The sequence below is a fragment of the Hyphococcus sp. D3-15 genome, assembly GCF_055809375.1.
The window spans coordinates 1823982-1841198 of sequence record NZ_CM147910.1; the positions used below are offsets into that span (position 1 = coordinate 1823982).

A 17217-nucleotide genomic window follows, 5' to 3' on the forward strand; every position below is an offset into this window, starting at 1 on the left:
AAAACCGATGCTTGACCGTCACCAATTTCTTGAAAAGCGCGGCTTTGTCCTGACCATCGCCATTCTCGTGGTCGTCGCCATAGGCGGCCTGGTTGAGATCGCGCCGCTGTTCTATCTCGAATCGACAATTGAGAAGGTGAGGGGCGTTAGGCCTTACACGCCGCTCGAACTTGCCGGCCGCAATGTCTATGTGCGCGAGGGATGTTACCTCTGCCATAGTCAGATGGTGCGCCCCTTGCGCGACGAGGTGGAGCGCTACGGGCATTATTCGCTCGCCGCCGAGAGCATGTATGACCATCCGTTCCAATGGGGGTCGAAACGCTCCGGGCCCGACCTTGCGCGGGTCGGCGGAAAATATTCCGACGCCTGGCATATGCAGCATCTTATCGACCCGCGCAGCCTTGTGCCGGAATCGATCATGCCGCCTTACGCCTTCCTTGAAGACAAAGTCATCAATGCGGATGCGGCCGAAGGCTGGCTGAAAGCGAACCGCGCGGTCGGCGTTCCCTATAGCGACGAGATGATCGAAAAAGCCGCGAGCGATCTGGTCACGCAGACGGACCCGTTCGCCGATGATTATGACGGGTTTGTCGCGCGCTACCCCAACGCTGTCATTCGCGAATTCGACGGCAATCCGCGCCACGTCACCGAAATGGATGCGCTCATCGCCTATCTGCAGGTGCTGGGAACGATGGTCGATTTCGAGGTCTACGAACCTGAAGAAAACTACAGGTAAGCCGATGTACGAAACGCTATCAAAAATTGCGCAGACATGGGGGCTATTGCTCTTCGTGCTCGCCTTCGCGCTGGTGCTTATCTATGCGCTGAATCCGCGCAACAAAAAGAACTTTGACGAAGCCAAGCGCATCCCCCTTGAGGATGAGGAAGACGACAATGTCGGATAAAGAAGTTGATCAGCCGACCGGCGTGGAAACGACCGGGCACGAATGGGACGGCATTAAAGAGCTCAACAATCCGCTGCCGCGCTGGTGGTTGATTACCTGGTATCTCAGCATCGCCATTGCGATCATATACATGATTTTCATGCCGTCATGGCCGGGGATCACCGGCTATGTCAAAGGCGTGCGCAACCATTCGGAGCGGGCGAATGTCGATGCGGCGATGGTTGATCTCGCGGCGGCGCGCAGCGAGCAGATGGGCCGGTTGCTTTCGGTGAACGCCATTGAAGACATCGAACAGGACCCCGAGCTGCTGCAATATACGATGAAGGCGGGGGAGTCCTTGTTCGGCGATAATTGCGCCACATGTCATGGCGCCGGCGGGCAGGGGTTTCGCGGCTATCCCGCACTGGTCGACGATGACTGGCTGTGGGGCGGCGCGCTGACCGATATCCAAAAGACCATTCGCTACGGCATTCGTTCAGATCACGCGGATACGCGGTTCAATATGATGCAGGCCTATGGGCGTGACGGCTTGTTGCCATCCGCGCAAATCAGCGATCTGGTTGACTATGTGACCTCGCTTTCCGGCGGCGAGGCCAATGCAGCCGCGGTGGCGCGGGGGCGCCGATCTTTGCGCAGCAATGCGCCAGTTGCCATGGCGTTGACGGGCGCGGCGATCAGGCGCAGGGCGCCCCAAACCTTGCAGACGCCATATGGTTGTATGGTGGCGAAAAGCTGCAGATACAAGAAACCCTGTATCAGGGGCGCGGCGGCGTCATGCCCGCATGGACTGACCGTTTGTCAGAGGAGCAAATTACGGCGCTGGCGGTCTATGTTCACTCTTTAAGCGGCGGCGAGTAATTGCCGCCAGCCGGTGGCGATCGCCGGCGAAAGGCGTAAGTCGTGTCGACAACGAATTTAGAGGGTCCTGCGAAAGCGGCGAGCGGCGTGGAGCAGCATGACGTCGCTGCGGTCAACAGCGCCGTGTCGCGGTCGCTCTATAAAGCGCGCGAGCAGATTTACCCCAAACTTGTGCATGGCAAATACCGGGCGCTGAAATGGGCGCTCTTGTTGTTCACGCTCGGCGTTTATTACGTCTTGCCGTGGCTGCGCTGGACGCGCGGTCCGGGCGAGCCGGACCAGGCGGTGCTCGTGGATTTCACCGGCGGCCGGTTTTACTTCTTTTTTATCGAGCTTTGGCCGGACGAACTTTATTACGTCACCGGATTGTTGATCCTCGCGGCGTTGGGCCTGTTTCTCGCAACAGCTTTGTTCGGGCGGATTTGGTGCGGTTACGCCTGTCCGCAGACTGTCTGGACGGATCTTTACATTGCGGTGGAGCGGCTCGTCGAAGGCGACCGCAACAAGCGCATGCGCCTCGCCAAAGCGCCGTGGAACGGCGAAAAGATTTACAAAAAAACGGTGAAGCATACGCTATGGCTGGCGATCGCGGCGGCGACCGGCGGCGCATGGGTGTTCTATTTTCATGATGCGCCGACTGTGTTCCCGCAAATCTTCCGCGGCGAGGCGCCAGCATCGGCCTATCTGTTCATCGCCATTTTGACCTTCACGACCTACATGCTCGCCGGCTCCCTGCGCGAGCAGGTTTGCACCTATATGTGCCCCTGGCCGCGCATTCAGGCGGCGCTCACCGACAATGAGACATTGGAGGTCACCTATAAATATGATCGCGGCGAACCGCGCGGCGCGCATAAGAAAACCGATAGCTGGGAGGGGCGCGGCGACTGCATCGATTGCAAGGCCTGCGTCGCCGCCTGTCCTATGGGCATCGATATTCGCGACGGGGCGCAGCTTGAATGCATCAATTGCGCGCTCTGCATTGATGCGTGCGATGACATTATGGGAAAGATCGGGCGGCCCCTGAGCCTGATCGGCTATGACACCGACAAGAACATTGAACGAAGGATGGCGGGCGAGAAACCGACCATCAAACTGATCCGGCCGCGCACCATGCTTTATGCGACGGTGATCGTTTTCGTCGCTGGACTGATGACTTTTGGCCTTTCCAATCGCGCGACGCTTGAGGTCAATGTCTTGCGTGATCGCACGCCGCCCTATGTGACCTTGTCCGACGGGTCGGTGCGCAACGCCTATACGGTGAAGCTGGTGAACAAGGCCAACACCGCCCGTGATTTCCGCATCAGTGTTGACGGACCGGAAGGGCTCGTTGTGTCGGCGATTGGCGAGAAGGCGGAAGGCGACAGCGTCACCATCACCGCGGAAGGCGACGGGATCCGCTCCTTGCGGTTGTTCGTCACCTTGCCGAAATCGCAATATTGGCGCGCCGAGGAAAAAATGACAATCAGCGTAGAAGATATCGAAAGCGGCGAAACCAAAGACAATCCGACCGGCTTCATGACGGGGGCGCGAAAATGAGTGAGTTCCGCGTCACCGGCCGTTTTGTGTTGTTTTCTATTGTCGGATTTTTCCTGGCGATCTTTGTTGCAAACGGCATTTTCCTCACGCTTGCGGTGAAGAGCTTTCCGGGAGAGCAGGAGGAGAAATCCTATCTTCAGGGGCTGGCCTATAATGAGACGCTGGAAGCGCGCGCCGCGCAGGCCGCGCTTGGCTGGACCGCGGAGCTGACCGGCCTGCAATTTGCTGGCGACAAGGCGGCGATAGAGCTTACCTTTAAGTCCGCATCGGGCGAGCCTATATCTACCCTTGATCTCGCCGCGACGCTCGCCCGGGCGGTGGATAATGACCACGACCGCATCCTCGAATTTCGGTCCATGGGCGGCGGCCGGTATATTGCGGCGGTTGACGGGCTGAGCCCCGGCGCCTGGCGGTTGCAGGCGAGCGCAACCGGCGCGCAAGGCGAAGAGTTTGTTTTGGAAAAAAGACTGACTTTCAAATGACAGCGGCGACGGCGGAAACGGAAATAGGATGTCCGAGCGGGCTTGAACCGCCCGCCGATGGCGTGTCGATCGATCCGGCTCCGTTCATTCGAAACGCCAGCGGATTGTCGCGCCTCGATCTCGCGGTCTTTGGCGCCAAATGCGCCGGCTGCATCAGCAAGATTGAAGGCGCGATGAACGCCTTGCCGGAGATGCAATCCGCAAGGCTCAACCTTTCGACCGGGCGTTTGTCGCTGGTCTGGAAAGAAGGCGCCTTTGCGCCGCGTGAGATTGCTCAACGGCTGGACGCAATCGGCTATCGGTCCGCGCCGTTTGATCCGGAGAAAGTCGAACAGGAAAACGATGCGGAAGGGCGCAGATTATTGCGGTCTCTCGCCGTGGCCGGCTTTGCGACAGCGAATGTCATGCTGCTTTCCGTTTCGGTCTGGGCCGGCGGCGGCGAGATGGGGCCGGCGACGCGCGAGCTTATGCATTGGGCGTCGGGGCTGATCGCGGTTCCGGCGGCGCTATATGCAGGACAGCCGTTCTTTTCCTCAGCGCTCAGAGCCTTGAAGGTCGGCCGCGCCAATATGGATGTGCCGATTTCACTCGCCGTCCTGCTGGCGCTGTCCATGAGCGCCTTCGAGTTTTTCAAAGGCGGCGAGCATACCTATTTCGATGCGGCGGTGATGCTGCTCTTCTTCCTGTTGATCGGACGCTATCTCGATCATCGCTTGCGTTTGCGGGCGCGGGCCGCGGCGCGCGACTTGCTCGCCTTGCAGGCGGCGACTTCGAGCCGCCTCAATGAAGACGGCACGCTAAGCTCCGTAGCGGCGCGCGACATTGTTCCCGGCGACCGGTTGATGCTTTCGCCGGGCGACCGCGCGCCGGTGGATTGCATCATTGAGGAGGGCGCCTCCGATATTGATATGTCGCTCGTCACCGGTGAAAGCGCGCCCGCGCATACACGCGAAGGTGAGCCGCTTTTCGCCGGGGTTTTGAACCTTTCCGCAAAACTGATCGTGCGGGCGAGCAAAAGCGCGGACGCGTCGCTTGTCGCCGACCTTACACGCCTGATTGAAGCGGGCGAGCAATCCAAGAGCCGCTATGTCAAGCTGGCGGATAAGGCTGCGGCGCTTTACGTCCCCATCGTGCACACGCTGGCGCTGGCGACCTTTCTCGGCTGGTTTTTTATCGGTGACGCCGGTCTTCGCATGTCGCTCATGAACGCGGTCGCCGTGCTGATCATCACTTGCCCATGCGCGCTTGGTCTTGCGGCACCAGCGGTGCAGGTTGTGGCGACCGGTCGGCTGTTCCGCTCCGGGGTGCTGGTTAAATCCGGCGATGCGCTGGAGCGGCTCGCGGAAATCGACGCCGTCATCTTCGACAAGACAGGCACGCTTACATTCGGCAAGCCGCGCCTCGCCAATCGAGAGGACATTTCCGCGGATACGCTGATGCAGGCTGCGTCACTGGCGCGGGTCAGCCGCCATCCGCTGGCGCGGGCGATCGTCGCGGAAGCCGGGCCCGGCAAGGCGGCGCAGGATGCTGTCGAGACCGCCGGCGCGGGCGTTGAAGCAACGATTGACGGCGTCGCCGCAAAGCTCGGCCGCGCCGGGTGGGTCGGGGCGCAGACCTCTGACAGCGATGATGCGCAGGAAACCTGGTTCCGCCTTGGCGATGCGGCGCCTGTCCGGTTCCGTTTTGAAGACCGGCTCCGTGATGACGCGCGCGAGACCATCGGAAAACTTGGCGAGCTTGGTCTCGAAGTCGAGATGCTTTCCGGCGACAGAAAGCTGGCGGCTGCGTCAATCGCTGAACGCCTCGGCATAAAGGCCTGGCGCGCTGAACAGCGCCCGCAGGAAAAAATTGAACGGCTCGAAACCCTGAAGAAGAGCGGCTTGAAGGTTGCGATGGTCGGCGACGGGCTCAACGACGCGCCTTCGCTAGCCGGCGCGCACGCCTCATTCTCGCCGGGCACGGCGGCGGATGCGAGCCAGGCCGCCGCCGACTATGTGTATCAAGGCGAGCGATTAGCGCCGATTGCGGAAACCGTCATCGTGGCGCGCGCGGCGCGCCGGCGCATGCTCGAAAATTTCGGCTTCGCTGCCTTATATAATGTCTGCGCCGTGCCGCTTGCGGCGCTCGGTCATGTGACGCCGCTCATTGCCGCAATAGCGATGTCGGGGTCGTCTATCGTCGTGACGCTCAACGCATTGCGGCTGTCGGCAGGCGGGCGGCGCAAATGAGCGCGTTGATCTATCTTATTCCGATTGCGCTTGTGCTCGGCGGGGCGGGCCTCGCGGCGTTTTTCTGGGCGCTCAAATCCGGACAATTCGAAGACCCGGACGGCGCTGCGGCGCGCATCCTTCTCGATGATGATCTGGAAGAGGACGAGGAGCCTAAGCCGTAGGCCGCAAATCGCGATAGGCGTGCCAGGTTGCATGCCCGAGCAACGGGAAGACGATGGCGAGCCCCGCAAAGAAACTCGCAACACCGGCGGCTGTCAGAACCGCAATCAGCCAGGCCCAAAGCAACATCGCGCCCGGTGACGTTTTGACGGCATTGATGCCTGCGGCGATCGCGGTGAAGGCGTCGGTGCGTTCATTCATCAGCATCGGGATGGAGATGACGCAAAAGGTGAAGATCGCAAAGGCGATGGCGCCGCCAATGAACGTGCCGATGGCCAGCATGGTGAGCCCCGCCGGCGTCGATATGGCGAAGCTTGCGAATTCGGTGACCGGAACATAATTCGCCGATGAAAAAAGCGCATAGAGCATGAAGGCGACACGCAGCCATACGAGCGCCGCGAAAAGCAAGAGAAAACCAATATAGGCGACCTGTATCGGCGAGCGCGGGCCGGCGAATTTGATCGGCCATAGCGCCGGCGCTTCGCCGGCCTCCAAACGCCGGCTGACCTCATAAAGGCACAGGGCGAGAAGCGGGCCGACCAAGGCGAAGACGCCAAGCGCAACCGGGATCAGCGAGGACATGCCAAAGCGCCACAAACCGGCGATGATCAACAGGCCGCCGCCGACAATGGCAAGGCCATAGCCGAGGGAAAGGACCGGCGCCGCACACAGATCGCGCCAGCCCGCGCCGAGCCAGCGCCAGGGGGCGTCTATGGCGACCTTGTTCACGGCGAATCCGGCGGTGATGTTTTGCTGAGGCTGCGCTGTGCTGGTCATCTTCAAAGCCGATCACATTTCGGGTTGAGGAATTTGATTCTTATCAAAATCATGACGCTCTGTCCCACAAACATGCGGAAATCTGCATGAGTTTGGCAGGAAAAGTTCGCTGCGCTGCGGTATGGTTTGCGCGCCCCCATGGCGCGTGTGTTTCAAAGCGCGCCGACTTTCTGTAGTCAGAGCGCTTGCGCGACAGGTCCGGCGCGGCGCCGAAGGTCAGGTAGAATGAGCATTGATTCCGAGAAATTCGAACACTGGATTCGCACCGCTTTCGTGGAGATGAACACCGCGCTGGAGGAGATGTATTTCGCGCAAGGCCAGCGTGAACAGGTCGAAGGCGTCGGTGATGACATCAAGGCGCAATTGCGCGCTGAGGGGCATGATTTCGTTGTGCGCCTGCTGGCGGAGGGCAACACCGATGAAGGATTTGAAAACGCATTCGATCTGCTTGGCGATCTGGGACTGTATCTCGCCGCCATGCGCCGTCACGAACTGACCAATCCGGCGCGGGAGGAAAAATCACCTTTCGCAGAAGCGTCAGCGCTCGGTCTGCATATCGCCGCGTCGGTGGGCATGGCGCCGCGCTTTGCGACGGCGCATCTGGCGACCCGAAACGCCGCGCTTGATGGACGCCAGAAAAGTTTCACCGCGCTGAAAGACGAATATCTGTTTCTCGACTATAATACGCGCGGAATTTTATCTTTCATGCGGGCGGCGGACGCGTTGACCCGGATACTGCCCTTGGGTGTTTCCCATCCTGTGACTCATACGCTGCTGGAAGATGCGGCGAATGCGCTAAAGGACGTCATCAAATACAACGATATTTTGTATGACGAACTCGACGCTGATCGTTTCTTCTATTCCGTACGGCCATATTACAAACCCTACCGCGTGGGGCGTCATGAATATCGCGGCGCCAATGCGGGCGATTTTTCCGGCATCAATGAAATCGACCTGTTGCTTGGTTTGTGTCAGGCGAATGACCCGTATTACGCGCAGCTTTTGGTCGACAAGATGCTGTTCATGACGCCGGAAGATCAGGCCTCCTTGCGCGACTGCATGCGCCGGCGCAGCTTGTTGGCGCAATTCCTTGATGTGGCGCCGGCCGCCTCAAAAAAGGAATGGTTCAAGCGCAATGCGGCGGCATTCTTAGAGGTTTGCCGCCTGCATGGCATGACCGCGAGCCAGCATCATGACCGGCTGGTGAAGACCTTTATCGAAAAACCATCAGCTGCGTTAAGCGCGGACAAGCTGGCGCAAGTCACCGCGAGCGGCCCGCCATTGTCAGTGCTGATGCGTGCATTGGAGATTTTGCGCGATATGCGGCTGGCCGCCGACCGCAAAGACATATGCACGAGTTTTTCTGATATTCAGGCGCTAAAGAATTTCGTCGCGGCCTAGTCTTCGTCCATGCCGTCAACGCGGATCTGAGAGGCGAGGGCGGTTTTGATTTTCTCTTTTTGCGCCTCTGTGCGCGCTGCGGCTTCATGCTGTTCGTCAGCGAGACGTTTCACCTTGTCGGATAACGCATTGAGATAAGCATGCATGTTGATAAAGGCTTCGGGGCTCGCATCCGTTGATTTCGCCAAATCGCTGATCTGCTTGCGGACTGCGTTTTTCTCAGTCTCAAGCCGATTGGCCTCGTCGCGCATGGCGGCGAGGCGATGGCGCTCTTTGTCGACACGGATCTTTGCGATCTCTTTCAGTTCCTTAAGCGGATCAGTTTGCCGGTTTGCCATGGCTTCCTGCTTTCTTTCTCATGGCGTCGGCGAAATGGATCGCAGCGGCGACAGCAGCAAATTGCTCGCGCTTGATCTCTTCGCCGATTTCGACGGTGGCGTGAATCGCCCGCGCTGTCGGCGGATCGGAGCGGATAGGCACGCCGGAAATCGCCGCCAATTCGCGAATTTTGAGGGCGATTTCGTCGGTGCCCTTCGCGACGCAGACTGGCGGCGCGCCGCCCTTGCGGTCCCATTTCAAGGCGACGGCGTAGTGAGTCGGGTTGACGATGATCACGTCGGCGTCCGGCACGTCTTTCATCATCTGATTGCGGGCGATGTCCTGACCGCGCGCACGCCGGCTTTGCTTCATGGTCGGGTCGCCTTCCTGCTCCTTCATCTCCTTTTTCAGCTCTTCGAGCGTCATTTTGAGCTTTTGCATATGGCGATGCTTCGCCCAGGGCAGGTCGACCATGGCGATCGCCGCAGAGAACATGACGATCATCCCCGCAAAAATGACGCCTTCGCGCAGGATTGATTGCGGCAGAATTTGTGCGGGCAAAAGCGCATCCGCTGGCAGGATGGCGAAACGATGGGCGAAAAACACGCCAAACATGATGCAGACTGCGATGAGCTTGGTCGCGCTTTTTGCGAATTCGCTGAGGCCGTCGGGCCCGAATTTCTTCTTGGCGTTGGCGACCAGCGACAGCCGGTTGAATTTTGGTTTGATCTTGCTCGGCGCAAAAGTGATCGCCTGTTGTGCAAACAGCGCGGCGAGCACGCCTAAAGCAGGCAGTCCGAGAAATGGAATGACGGCTTCGAACGCGACGCCAGACAGCGATGCGAAAAAGGAGGAGGAATCGCCCGCGAAGGCCTGTTTTGCGAAGGTCTCGGGGCGTTCGAGCAGCTGCGATAAATGAAAGGCGAGCGCTGCGGCGGCGCCGCTGCTGGCGGCGGCGAGTGCGAGATAGAATCCGACATAGGAAGCCGCCGCGCTGACTTCCTTTGATTGTGCGACATCACCTTCCCGCCGCGCCTTGTCAATGCGCGACTGGCTGGGTTCGTGACTCTTTTCCTGGCCGCCATCATCCGGATTCTCGCTCATAACGCCCCCGAGAAGACATCGAACAGGATGCGCTGAAAGGAAGCGAGCCAGTCAAACAGGATGATCGGCGAGGCGGCGGCGAACAGGCCAAGACCGGCCAGCGTGACCGCCGGAGCGCCGACAAAGGCGGCCATCAATTGCGGCATGGCCCGGCTCGCGGCGGCGAGCGCCAGCGAATACAGGAAGCCGAGAATGACGAAGGGCGACGCGAGCGCCAGCGATTTCATCAGAGCGGCGCCAGTGCGCGTCGCAGACCAGTCGCCGGTCTCCGCAGCGCCCGGAAAAATTCCAAAGGGAAGCGTCTCATAGAGATCGGCCAGGGCGCCGACTACATGGATGTGCAATCCGGCGGCGGCGGCCATGGCGACGCCCGCCATCACCAGAATGGCCGCGAAAGGCGATTCAGAATCGAAACCGACTGTCGGGCCGAAAAGCTGCGAAAGGGAAACGCTCTGCGCGATGATGGCGCCGGCCACCTGCAGGATGAAAACCATCATGCGCAAGGCGAAACCGATAATGGCCCCGCACATGAATTCAGCCGCATAAAGTGCGACAATGCCGGCGATTGTTTCCGGCGGCGTCATGTCCGGCGTCAGCACGATCGGCGTCAGCACCATGGCGATAGCGATGGCGGCGGCCAGACGCGCGCGCGCGGGAACAGCGCGCTCCCCGAGGCCGGGCATCAAAAACACGACCGCGGAGATGCGGGCGAAAATAGCGCCGATCAGGATGATCATGGGCGCGCCGGCTTCCACGAGCGGCGACAGAGGCGCCAGCGCATCCATGCCTAAGCGGTCCCGATCAGCACCGGCTTCACGCCGGAATCGATTTCTTCATAGGACAGAACCGGATTGCGGATCTTTTTCGCATGCATGACGGCGCGAATGAAGCGGCGGCGTTTGGCGGAAGTGACGACCGCAGGATAAAGCTGCCGGGCCGTCGCCTGATTGATTTGTTCAAGCACGGATTGGGCGAGGCGGTTGAACTCGGCCGGGGGCAGGGCGACATCTGTGTGCCCGCCAGGTCCTTGTGTTTCATGTTCGGCGAAGGTCGATTCCCAATCGAGGCCAATCTGAATGAGCGGCAGGGAGCCTTCGTCATTTTGCAAGGCTGAGACGAAATTGCGTGAAATCCGCTGCCGGACAAATTCGGAGACATCTTCCGCCGAATTATACATGTTGCGGCCTTCGGCGATGGTTTCGAGCATGACCGGGAGATTGCGGATCGGCACGCGCTCATCGAGCAAGTGACGGAACACGGACTGAACGAATTCGATCGGCGCCTTGTCCGGCACGAAATCGTCGAGCAGGCGGCGGTTGGAGGCAGCGCGTTCCTGATCTGAATTCTTGACGAATTCGTCGAAGATGCGTTGCACCGAACGACGCGTGACGAGACGCGCAAAGTTCTGTTTGATGGTTTCCAGCAAATGCGTGGAGACAACTTCGGCGGGCTCCACAACTGCATGGCCGAGCGACATGGCGTCTTCGCGGGCGCCGCGATCGACCCAGCGTGCGGGCGCGCCATAAACCGGCTCTTCGCAGTCTTCGCCGGGGATCGGCAAATTGGCGAGGTCGTCTACAATGACAAGCACGCGCTCCTGATAGAGCGTTCCCTTGGCCGCGCGCACGCCTTGAATCTTGACCACATATTCGTTTGCGTTGAGGTCGAGATTGTCGGTCAGGCGGATCGGCGGAATGATAAAGCCGAACTCCGCCGCGATGTAATGACGGATTTTAACGATGCGCGGCTCAAGCCCGTTGACGGCGTCCAGCGCCAGCGGAATGAGGTCGCCGGAAAATTCAACGTGAATTTCATCCACGTCGAGCACGTCGCCAAGTTGCTTTTTTGTTTCTTTCGGCTTCGGCACAGGCGCGACTTCGCTCGCCTTTTTCTTTTCTTCCTGGTCCTTGTAGATGAAATAAGCCGCAGCGCCGATGCCGCTTGAACCGATAAAGAAGGGCAGGAAAGGCAGGCCCGGCATCAATGCGAAAACGCCCATGATCACGGCAACGGTGCCGAGGGCGAGGGGGTTGGCGCCGAGCTGGGCCAGCATCGCCTTGTCAGCAGAACCCGCAACGCCGCCTTTGGAAAGCAGGAGCGCCGCCGCGATGGAGATGATGACCGCCGGGATCTGGCTGACCAGGCCGTCGCCCACGGTCAGGATCGAATAGGTGGAAACCGCATCGCCGGCCGACATGCCGTGAACGCCGATCCCCATCGCAAGGCCAACCACAAGGTTGAGCAGCGTGATCAGCAAACCGGCGATGGCGTCGCCTTTAACGAATTTCGATGCACCGTCGAGGGAGCCGAAGAATGTGGTTTCATCCTGTTCGATGCGGCGGCGTTCTTTTGCTTCTTCGTGAGTGATCGCGCCGGCGGCGACATCGGAATCGATGGCGAGCTGTTTGCCGGGCATGCCGTCCAAGGCGAAGCGCGCGCCGACTTCCGCCATCCGGCCCGCGCCTTTGGTGATCACCATGAAGTTGACGATCAGCAAAACGCCGAAGACGACGAGGCCGAGATAAATGTTCCCGCCCATGACAAAGCTGGCGAAACCTTCAATGACCTTGCCCGCTGCGTCAGGGCCGGTGTGGCCGTCGCCGATGATCAGCTTGGTCGAAGAAACGTTGAGCGACAGGCGCAGCATGAGCGAGCCAAGCAGCACTGTCGGAAAAGCGGAGAAGTCCAGCGGCCGCTCGATGAACAAGGTCATCGTGAAAATCAGGATCGCCAGAGCGAAAGACAGGGTCAGGCCGATATCGAGCATGATCGACGGCACTGGCAACACCATCATCACGATGATCGCCATCAGGCCGAAGGCGAGAAGCACTGTCGACTGGCCGGGGATATTAAACTTTAGAACGCTGTCCATGAATTAACTCGAGTTACTTGTTCGCCCTAGGGGCTTATGATCCAGCGATTGCGGTCAACACCAGACTGTCAAAAAGATTGGCGAGAAGCCGCGCCATGTGTCCTGCGGTCATCCAGAAAACCAGCAGCATGAACAAAAGTTTTGGCGCGAAAGTAAGCGTCATTTCCTGAATGGAGGTCAGCGCCTGAAACAGGCCGATCACGATGCCGACGACAAGCGCGGCGCCGATCATCGGCGCGCCCATCCAGACTGCGGTCCACATGAACTGACGAAAGATGTCTGCAATTTCAGTTTCCGTCACGTCAGCCTCCCTTAGACCGGCATCCGGATCAGTTCCTGATAAGCCTCGACGACCTTGTCGCGAACGGTGACCGCGGTCTGCACGGCCAGTTCCGCCTGTGCGAGCGCTTCGACCACCGAATGAGGGTCGGCTGAGCCGGTCATGTAATTCATCGCCGCTTTTTCACCCTGGGTGACGGTGCTGGCGATTTCATGGACGGCCTTGAAGGCCGGATTATTCTCAAGACCTTTCACGCTCGGCGCATTGGCGCCGGTCTGCGACGGCGACGCGTCCGATCTCAGCGCGGTCTTGGCGAGATTGTAGCTTTGAGCAGCCTGGAAAGCGGGCATTTTCATGAAAAGCCTCCCTTATGATTTCAAAATGTCGAGCAATGACGAATACATGTCGCGCGCCTGACGAAAGACTTCGAGTCCGGCGTCATAGGAACGCGTGGCTTCGCGCGCATCGGCGAATTCGGTCATCATGTTGACGTTGGACATCACCACATAGCCGTTCTCATTGGCGAAAGGGTGATGAGGGTCGAATACTTCTTCGCGCGGCGTCTGATCGAGCATCGCTTTACCGACTTCGACGCGATTGACGCCGGATGACCGGTCATAGACGTTTTCAAACGACACCATTTTTCTTTGATAGCCATGGGTGTCGACGTTTGCGATGTTTTCGCTGACGACCTGCAGGCGTTCGGCCTGCGCGCGCATGCCCGAAGTGGCGGCGGATGTGATTTTATCAAACGGGTTCATGATCTACCTCCCTAACCGCGATTGCCAAGCGTGGCGCGCATCATCGAAAGCGCTTTTGAGTAAATCGTCAGCGCCGTGTCATGATCGCGAACGGCGGATGTCGAACGCGTCACCTGATCTTCAAGGGAAACCGTGTTGCCGTTTGGCGATGCGACGCCGGAAATGTCGATGCGTTCCGCCTGGAAGGCGCTGTGAGCGAAATTCGCTCGCTGCGGATGCATGGCCGATGCGCGTTCGCTCTTTGCATAGGCTTCTGCAAAGGGCTGAAGGTCTTTCGCCTTGAAACCGGGCGTATCTGCGTTGGCGATATTCTCCGCAATCTGCGCATGGCGTTGCACGGAGTGTCGCGCTAGCGCGGAAGCCGTATTCAGCAGTTTGAAATCCGTAAACATTTATACCTCGCCTTAACCAGCGGTAAGGGATAAATGCACCTATATGCTGAATGAACTGTTAACCACATTAGAGCGCGTGTCCTTCTTATGAGCCCTTCGCTGGCGCCATTGAAAATCGAACAACTCCTGAAGACGGCAGGGCCGCGCCGCTATGGCGTTGTCACCGCGACGGACGGTCTGTCTTTGAAGATCGCCGGGCTCGCAGGTTATGCGTCGCTTGGTGACACGGTGATTGTCGCGACCGGGTCCGGGCGCAAAGTGCGGGTGAAAATTGTTGCGATGGACGGGGAAACCGCGACCGGATTTGCTTACGGTTCGTTAACCGGTTCCGCCGTTGGCGATGTGGCGACGCTTGACCGCGCCGCTGGCGATGCGTTGCCCAGCGATGATTGGGTCGGCCGGATTATCGATCCGTTCGGGGCGCCGATGGATGAGGGCGCCTTGCGGATCGGTGAAACGCCGATGGCGCTTGAGCATGCTGCGCCCAATGCGGCGAAACGCAAAATGCTGGGCGGGCGCATGTCCACCGGGCTTTGCGTTATGGACACGCTCCTGCCGATCTGTCGCGGCCAGCGCATCGGGCTCTTCGCGGGCTCCGGCGTCGGCAAGTCCACGCTATTGGGCGACATCGCTAATGGGGTTGAATGCGACGTCGCCGTCATCGCCATGATTGGCGAGCGGGGGCGGGAAGTGCGCGCCTTTATTGAAGATACGCTGGGGCCGGAAGGCCGCGCGAAAGCGGTTGTCATCGCCTCGACAGCGGATCAATCGCCGCTTGCGAAAAAACGCGGCGCCCATCTGGCGATGGCGACGGCGGAATATTTCCGTGACCAGGGCAAGCAAGTGCTGCTGCTGTTCGATTCATTGACCCGCTATGCCGAGGCGCATCGCGAGATTGCGCTTTCCGCCGGCGAGGCGCCGTCGCTTCATGCCTTTCCGCCCTCGACCTTTCGCACCATCGCCTCGCTTGTCGAGCGTTCGGGGCCGGGCGAAGAGCGGCAGGGCGACAAGGAGCAGGGCGATATTACGGCGGTGTTTTCCGTGCTGGTCGCCGGCTCAGATCACAATGAACCGGTCGCGGATATGATCCGCGGCATTCTGGACGGCCATATCGTGCTTGAGCGCAAGATCGCCGAGCGTGGCCGGTTTCCGGCGATTGACGTATCGCGCAGCGTTTCACGCTCGTTGCCAGGCGCGGCGAGTGAAGAAGAGAACATGTTGTTGCGGGAGGCGCGCGCGATTTTGCGCGCCTATGAGGACTCTGAAACGATCGTCCGCGCCGGACTATACGCCCATGGGGCGGATGCGCAGATCGACCGCGCGCTGGAGATCTGGCCGAAGCTCGACCAGTTCATTTCCGACAAGACTGAGATGGGCGTGGAGGACAGCTATAAGCGGCTGCAGGCGATTATTCATGCGGGCGCGAAAAAGCCGGTGGCGACGTCGGCGAAGGCCAGCGCGATTGGCTAGGCTTAGCCTGCGTTCGAGATGAACAGGTTCATCAGGCTGTTGCCGGATACGCCGCTGCCTGCAACGCCGCCGCTCAATACGGACAGGGCCGCCGATCCGGGCGTGGAAGCGCTGGGACCGTTTTGAATTTCCGTTTGCAGGAAGAAGCGGCGCAAGGCGTCTTCCACTTTCACCGGATCCTTGAAGACTGATGGCGATTTGCTGCCGAAAAACTGTTCGGCCTTGCGTTCAAACAACTCTTTTTGCTTGTCGATATCGGCCGAGCCAATTGACGAGGGAAGCCCCAGCGCCGACTCCATGACCGTGCGTAATGGCGTTTGGCCCATGATCTGGAACCAGCCGGTTGTATCCACATTTGCGCCTTCGGCGATGCGGGCGATTTCGCGGCGGAAATTCATGGCGAGGCGCATATCGGTATCGACTTCGCCGACGCTCTCTTCAAAGGCGCGTTCGAGATAGTTATTCGCCGTCTGTTCGCGAAAGGATTCTATGCCGACGCGCGCGCCGGTGAAATTTCCATAGCCGAAATCCCGCGCGAAATCGCGCCAGCGTGAATCGCTTGTACGATTGGCGAAGGAATCGCTGAATTCCGTGCCCTCGACGAGAATTTTCTTGATAAATGCTTTTTTGTTGACTTCGTCGCCGAGGCCATAAGCCTCAAGCGCGACGGTGAGCAGTTTGCGGTCATTGACCAGCTTTTCCGCGCTCGTCGCTTCGGCGATATGCTCGCGAAAATAATCCACATTCCGGATGATTTCGGGAGATTTCTGGAATGTTTCGAATTGCCGCTCAGCGTTGTTTTCAAACACGCGCCAGCCAATATAGCCCCCGAGCGGTATGGCGGGGAGGAAGGTCATGACGCTAACGCCGTTGCGGCGACAGGCGTGCGATCCAGCAGAGCACGCTCGAACTCGAAATGACGTTTCGTCGCGCGCATCACCACATAGAATTTCTGCTCGCGGGCCGCATCGATCGCGCGGAGAATGTCGTCGCCGGCTTCGCCGGGAAAAATCGATTTGAGGGGCGCCAGTCCCTGCAGAATTTCCTCTGCAGCCTGGTCCGGATCGGCTTCGCCGGCCAGCGCCAGTTGCGCGACATAGTAGACGCGCGTGAGCGGCGTGTTGGCGTCGTCTTTTTCAATGGCGTCGCGGGCGCGCAGGATCGAAACGTCGCTTGAACGCACGCGAAGGCTCGTTGCGCGATCTCCGTTCTGCAGGAGCACGCCATTCACAAGCACTTTTTCGTTTGGCTTGAGCTTGATGACGAGGCCGGTCATTCTTTTACCTGGTTTCCTCCGGGCCCTGCAGACCGCGAATGATATTCTGGTTGATCTCGATCAGCGCCTCGGCATCCAGATCCGTTGCGCCGGAGATGATTTTTTGAGTATGCGCCCGAGTGAATTCGAAAAGGTAAAAGAGTTGCCCGCGAAGCTCGACCGGGAGCTGATTTCCTTCACTGGCGATGTCGGCTGCGACGACCGTCCAGAATTCGAGGTTTTTGCTGAGCGCGCGCACATAGGCCGGATGGTCTGTTTCGCGGTTCTTCTCAGCGACGACCAGAGCGGTCGTCAGGCGTGAAAGCAGTTGTCTTTCAACAGCGCGCGGCGAAGCCGTTGTCCGCGTTGATTCATGATAGGCGTTACGTGCGAGCGCCGATACCGTCATATTCCCT

General features: G+C 59.4%; 21 protein-coding genes and 1 pseudogene. 10 read left to right on the forward strand and 12 right to left on the reverse strand.

The window, feature by feature from the left end; translation table 11 throughout:
• Positions 1-7 precede the first annotated feature (7 nt).
• The 8 genes and pseudogenes from ccoO to ccoS all read left to right on the forward strand — a co-directional run bounded on the left by ccoO (position 8) and on the right by ccoS (position 6173).
• Positions 8-736 carry a cytochrome-c oxidase, cbb3-type subunit II gene (ccoO, locus tag AC0L8G_RS09045; protein WP_473388477.1) on the forward strand — a complete coding sequence of 243 codons (729 nt, stop codon included), beginning with the start codon at positions 8-10 and terminating at the stop codon, positions 734-736.
• 4 nt (positions 737-740) lie between these two features.
• Positions 741-905: a cbb3-type cytochrome c oxidase subunit 3 gene (locus tag AC0L8G_RS09050; protein ID WP_473388478.1), complete on the forward strand. Its 165-nt coding sequence runs from the start codon at positions 741-743 to the stop codon at positions 903-905.
• Positions 895-1485, forward strand: a pseudogene (ccoP, locus tag AC0L8G_RS09055) (cytochrome-c oxidase, cbb3-type subunit III); the annotation flags it as partial. The gene AC0L8G_RS09050 and the pseudogene ccoP, both read left to right, overlap by 11 nt.
• A gap of 44 nt (positions 1486-1529) precedes the next feature.
• Positions 1530-1763, forward strand: a complete 234-nt coding sequence (locus tag AC0L8G_RS09060; RefSeq protein ID WP_473388842.1) for a c-type cytochrome — start codon at positions 1530-1532, stop codon at positions 1761-1763.
• Positions 1764-1805: 42 nt separating this feature from the next.
• Positions 1806-3299, forward strand: a complete 1494-nt coding sequence (ccoG, locus tag AC0L8G_RS09065) for a cytochrome c oxidase accessory protein CcoG (protein WP_473388480.1) — start codon at positions 1806-1808, stop codon at positions 3297-3299.
• Positions 3296-3781, forward strand: coding sequence for a FixH family protein (locus tag AC0L8G_RS09070; protein ID WP_473388481.1), 486 nt, complete (start codon positions 3296-3298; stop codon positions 3779-3781). The genes ccoG and AC0L8G_RS09070 overlap by 4 nt, the downstream gene beginning before the upstream one ends.
• A complete protein-coding gene (locus AC0L8G_RS09075) occupies positions 3778-6009 on the forward strand; it encodes a heavy metal translocating P-type ATPase (protein ID WP_473388482.1) in 2232 nt (743 codons plus the stop codon). Before AC0L8G_RS09070 ends, AC0L8G_RS09075 begins: the two co-directional genes overlap by 4 nt.
• Positions 6006-6173, forward strand: coding sequence for a cbb3-type cytochrome oxidase assembly protein CcoS (ccoS, locus tag AC0L8G_RS09080; protein ID WP_473388483.1), 168 nt, complete (start codon positions 6006-6008; stop codon positions 6171-6173). The genes AC0L8G_RS09075 and ccoS overlap by 4 nt, the downstream gene beginning before the upstream one ends.
• On the opposite strand, the gene AC0L8G_RS09085 is transcribed toward ccoS, so the two are convergent.
• On the reverse strand, positions 6163-6948 hold the full coding sequence (locus tag AC0L8G_RS09085; protein ID WP_473388484.1) for a DUF2189 domain-containing protein: 786 nt from the start codon (positions 6946-6948) through the stop codon (positions 6163-6165). The two genes, ccoS and AC0L8G_RS09085, sit on opposite strands and share 11 nt — an antisense overlap.
• 225 nt (positions 6949-7173) lie before the next feature.
• Here AC0L8G_RS09085 and AC0L8G_RS09090 point away from each other — a divergent pair, with 225 nt between their 5' ends.
• Complete coding sequence (locus AC0L8G_RS09090; protein WP_473388485.1) at positions 7174-8349, forward strand: PrnB family protein; 1176 nt, start codon at positions 7174-7176, stop codon at positions 8347-8349.
• Here the strand turns inward: AC0L8G_RS09090 and AC0L8G_RS09095 are convergent.
• Genes AC0L8G_RS09095 through AC0L8G_RS09130 form a run of 8 tightly spaced genes read right to left on the reverse strand, consistent with a single transcriptional unit; the run spans position 8346 to position 14076 of the window.
• Entirely contained in the window at positions 8346-8687 is a 342-nt protein-coding gene (locus AC0L8G_RS09095) for a hypothetical protein (RefSeq protein WP_473388486.1), read from the reverse strand. The genes AC0L8G_RS09090 and AC0L8G_RS09095 overlap by 4 nt on opposite strands.
• The gene (gene flhB, locus AC0L8G_RS09100) at positions 8668-9771 is read right to left on the reverse strand and encodes a flagellar type III secretion system protein FlhB (RefSeq protein ID WP_473388488.1); all 1104 of its coding nucleotides are present in this window, start codon (positions 9769-9771) and stop codon (positions 8668-8670) included. The genes AC0L8G_RS09095 and flhB overlap by 20 nt, the downstream gene beginning before the upstream one ends.
• Entirely contained in the window at positions 9768-10556 is a 789-nt protein-coding gene (locus AC0L8G_RS09105) for a flagellar biosynthetic protein FliR (RefSeq protein ID WP_473388489.1), read from the reverse strand. The genes flhB and AC0L8G_RS09105 overlap by 4 nt, the downstream gene beginning before the upstream one ends.
• A 2-nt stretch (positions 10557-10558) precedes the next feature.
• A complete protein-coding gene (gene flhA / locus AC0L8G_RS09110; protein ID WP_473388490.1) occupies positions 10559-12643 on the reverse strand; it encodes a flagellar biosynthesis protein FlhA in 2085 nt (694 codons plus the stop codon).
• Positions 12644-12677: 34 nt separating this feature from the next.
• Positions 12678-12944, reverse strand: coding sequence for a flagellar biosynthetic protein FliQ (locus tag AC0L8G_RS09115; RefSeq protein ID WP_473388492.1), 267 nt, complete (start codon positions 12942-12944; stop codon positions 12678-12680).
• Between the two features lie 11 nt (positions 12945-12955).
• On the reverse strand, positions 12956-13279 hold the full coding sequence (fliE, locus tag AC0L8G_RS09120; protein ID WP_473388493.1) for a flagellar hook-basal body complex protein FliE: 324 nt from the start codon (positions 13277-13279) through the stop codon (positions 12956-12958).
• Between the two features lie 12 nt (positions 13280-13291).
• On the reverse strand, positions 13292-13684 hold the full coding sequence (gene flgC, locus AC0L8G_RS09125) for a flagellar basal body rod protein FlgC (RefSeq protein ID WP_473388494.1): 393 nt from the start codon (positions 13682-13684) through the stop codon (positions 13292-13294).
• 11 nt (positions 13685-13695) lie between these two features.
• The gene (locus AC0L8G_RS09130) at positions 13696-14076 is read right to left on the reverse strand and encodes a FlgB family protein (protein WP_473388495.1); all 381 of its coding nucleotides are present in this window, start codon (positions 14074-14076) and stop codon (positions 13696-13698) included.
• Between the two features lie 87 nt (positions 14077-14163).
• Between AC0L8G_RS09130 and AC0L8G_RS09135 the strand changes: the two genes are divergently transcribed.
• Positions 14164-15546 (forward strand): FliI/YscN family ATPase, encoded by a 1383-nt coding sequence (locus AC0L8G_RS09135; protein WP_473388496.1) that lies wholly within the window; start codon positions 14164-14166, stop codon positions 15544-15546.
• A gap of 2 nt (positions 15547-15548) precedes the next feature.
• Here the strand turns inward: AC0L8G_RS09135 and AC0L8G_RS09140 are convergent, their stop codons facing one another.
• Genes AC0L8G_RS09140 through flaF form a run of 3 tightly spaced genes read right to left on the reverse strand, consistent with a single transcriptional unit; the run spans position 15549 to position 17210 of the window.
• Positions 15549-16403: a DUF1217 domain-containing protein gene (locus tag AC0L8G_RS09140; RefSeq protein WP_473388497.1), complete on the reverse strand. Its 855-nt coding sequence runs from the start codon at positions 16401-16403 to the stop codon at positions 15549-15551.
• On the reverse strand, positions 16400-16822 hold the full coding sequence (locus AC0L8G_RS09145) for a flagellar biosynthesis repressor FlbT (protein WP_473388499.1): 423 nt from the start codon (positions 16820-16822) through the stop codon (positions 16400-16402). The genes AC0L8G_RS09140 and AC0L8G_RS09145 overlap by 4 nt, the downstream gene beginning before the upstream one ends.
• Before the next feature lie 4 nt (positions 16823-16826).
• A complete protein-coding gene (gene flaF / locus AC0L8G_RS09150) occupies positions 16827-17210 on the reverse strand; it encodes a flagellar biosynthesis regulator FlaF (protein WP_473388500.1) in 384 nt (127 codons plus the stop codon).
• Positions 17211-17217 lie beyond the last annotated feature (7 nt).

What these genes read in the sequence shown, in the direction of transcription:
- ccoO (WP_473388477.1), top strand. Translation starts at nt 8, where the DNA reads ATGCTTGACCGTCACCAATTTCTTGAAAAGCGCGGCTTTGTCCTGACC.
- AC0L8G_RS09050 (WP_473388478.1), top strand. Translation starts at nt 741, where the DNA reads ATGTACGAAACGCTATCAAAAATTGCGCAGACATGGGGGCTATTGCTC.
- AC0L8G_RS09070 (WP_473388481.1), top strand. Translation starts at nt 3,296, where the DNA reads ATGAGTGAGTTCCGCGTCACCGGCCGTTTTGTGTTGTTTTCTATTGTC.
- AC0L8G_RS09075 (WP_473388482.1), top strand. Translation starts at nt 3,778, where the DNA reads ATGACAGCGGCGACGGCGGAAACGGAAATAGGATGTCCGAGCGGGCTT.
- ccoS (WP_473388483.1), top strand. Translation starts at nt 6,006, where the DNA reads ATGAGCGCGTTGATCTATCTTATTCCGATTGCGCTTGTGCTCGGCGGG.
- AC0L8G_RS09085 (WP_473388484.1), bottom strand. Translation starts at nt 6,948, where the DNA reads ATGACCAGCACAGCGCAGCCTCAGCAAAACATCACCGCCGGATTCGCC.
- AC0L8G_RS09090 (WP_473388485.1), top strand. Translation starts at nt 7,174, where the DNA reads ATGAGCATTGATTCCGAGAAATTCGAACACTGGATTCGCACCGCTTTC.
- AC0L8G_RS09095 (WP_473388486.1), bottom strand. Translation starts at nt 8,687, where the DNA reads ATGGCAAACCGGCAAACTGATCCGCTTAAGGAACTGAAAGAGATCGCA.
- flhB (WP_473388488.1), bottom strand. Translation starts at nt 9,771, where the DNA reads ATGAGCGAGAATCCGGATGATGGCGGCCAGGAAAAGAGTCACGAACCC.
- AC0L8G_RS09105 (WP_473388489.1), bottom strand. Translation starts at nt 10,556, where the DNA reads ATGGATGCGCTGGCGCCTCTGTCGCCGCTCGTGGAAGCCGGCGCGCCC.
- flhA (WP_473388490.1), bottom strand. Translation starts at nt 12,643, where the DNA reads ATGGACAGCGTTCTAAAGTTTAATATCCCCGGCCAGTCGACAGTGCTT.
- fliE (WP_473388493.1), bottom strand. Translation starts at nt 13,279, where the DNA reads ATGAAAATGCCCGCTTTCCAGGCTGCTCAAAGCTACAATCTCGCCAAG.
- flgC (WP_473388494.1), bottom strand. Translation starts at nt 13,684, where the DNA reads ATGAACCCGTTTGATAAAATCACATCCGCCGCCACTTCGGGCATGCGC.
- AC0L8G_RS09130 (WP_473388495.1), bottom strand. Translation starts at nt 14,076, where the DNA reads ATGTTTACGGATTTCAAACTGCTGAATACGGCTTCCGCGCTAGCGCGA.
- AC0L8G_RS09135 (WP_473388496.1), top strand. Translation starts at nt 14,164, where the DNA reads ATGAGCCCTTCGCTGGCGCCATTGAAAATCGAACAACTCCTGAAGACG.
- AC0L8G_RS09140 (WP_473388497.1), bottom strand. Translation starts at nt 16,403, where the DNA reads ATGACCTTCCTCCCCGCCATACCGCTCGGGGGCTATATTGGCTGGCGC.
- AC0L8G_RS09145 (WP_473388499.1), bottom strand. Translation starts at nt 16,822, where the DNA reads ATGACCGGCCTCGTCATCAAGCTCAAGCCAAACGAAAAAGTGCTTGTG.
- flaF (WP_473388500.1), bottom strand. Translation starts at nt 17,210, where the DNA reads ATGACGGTATCGGCGCTCGCACGTAACGCCTATCATGAATCAACGCGG.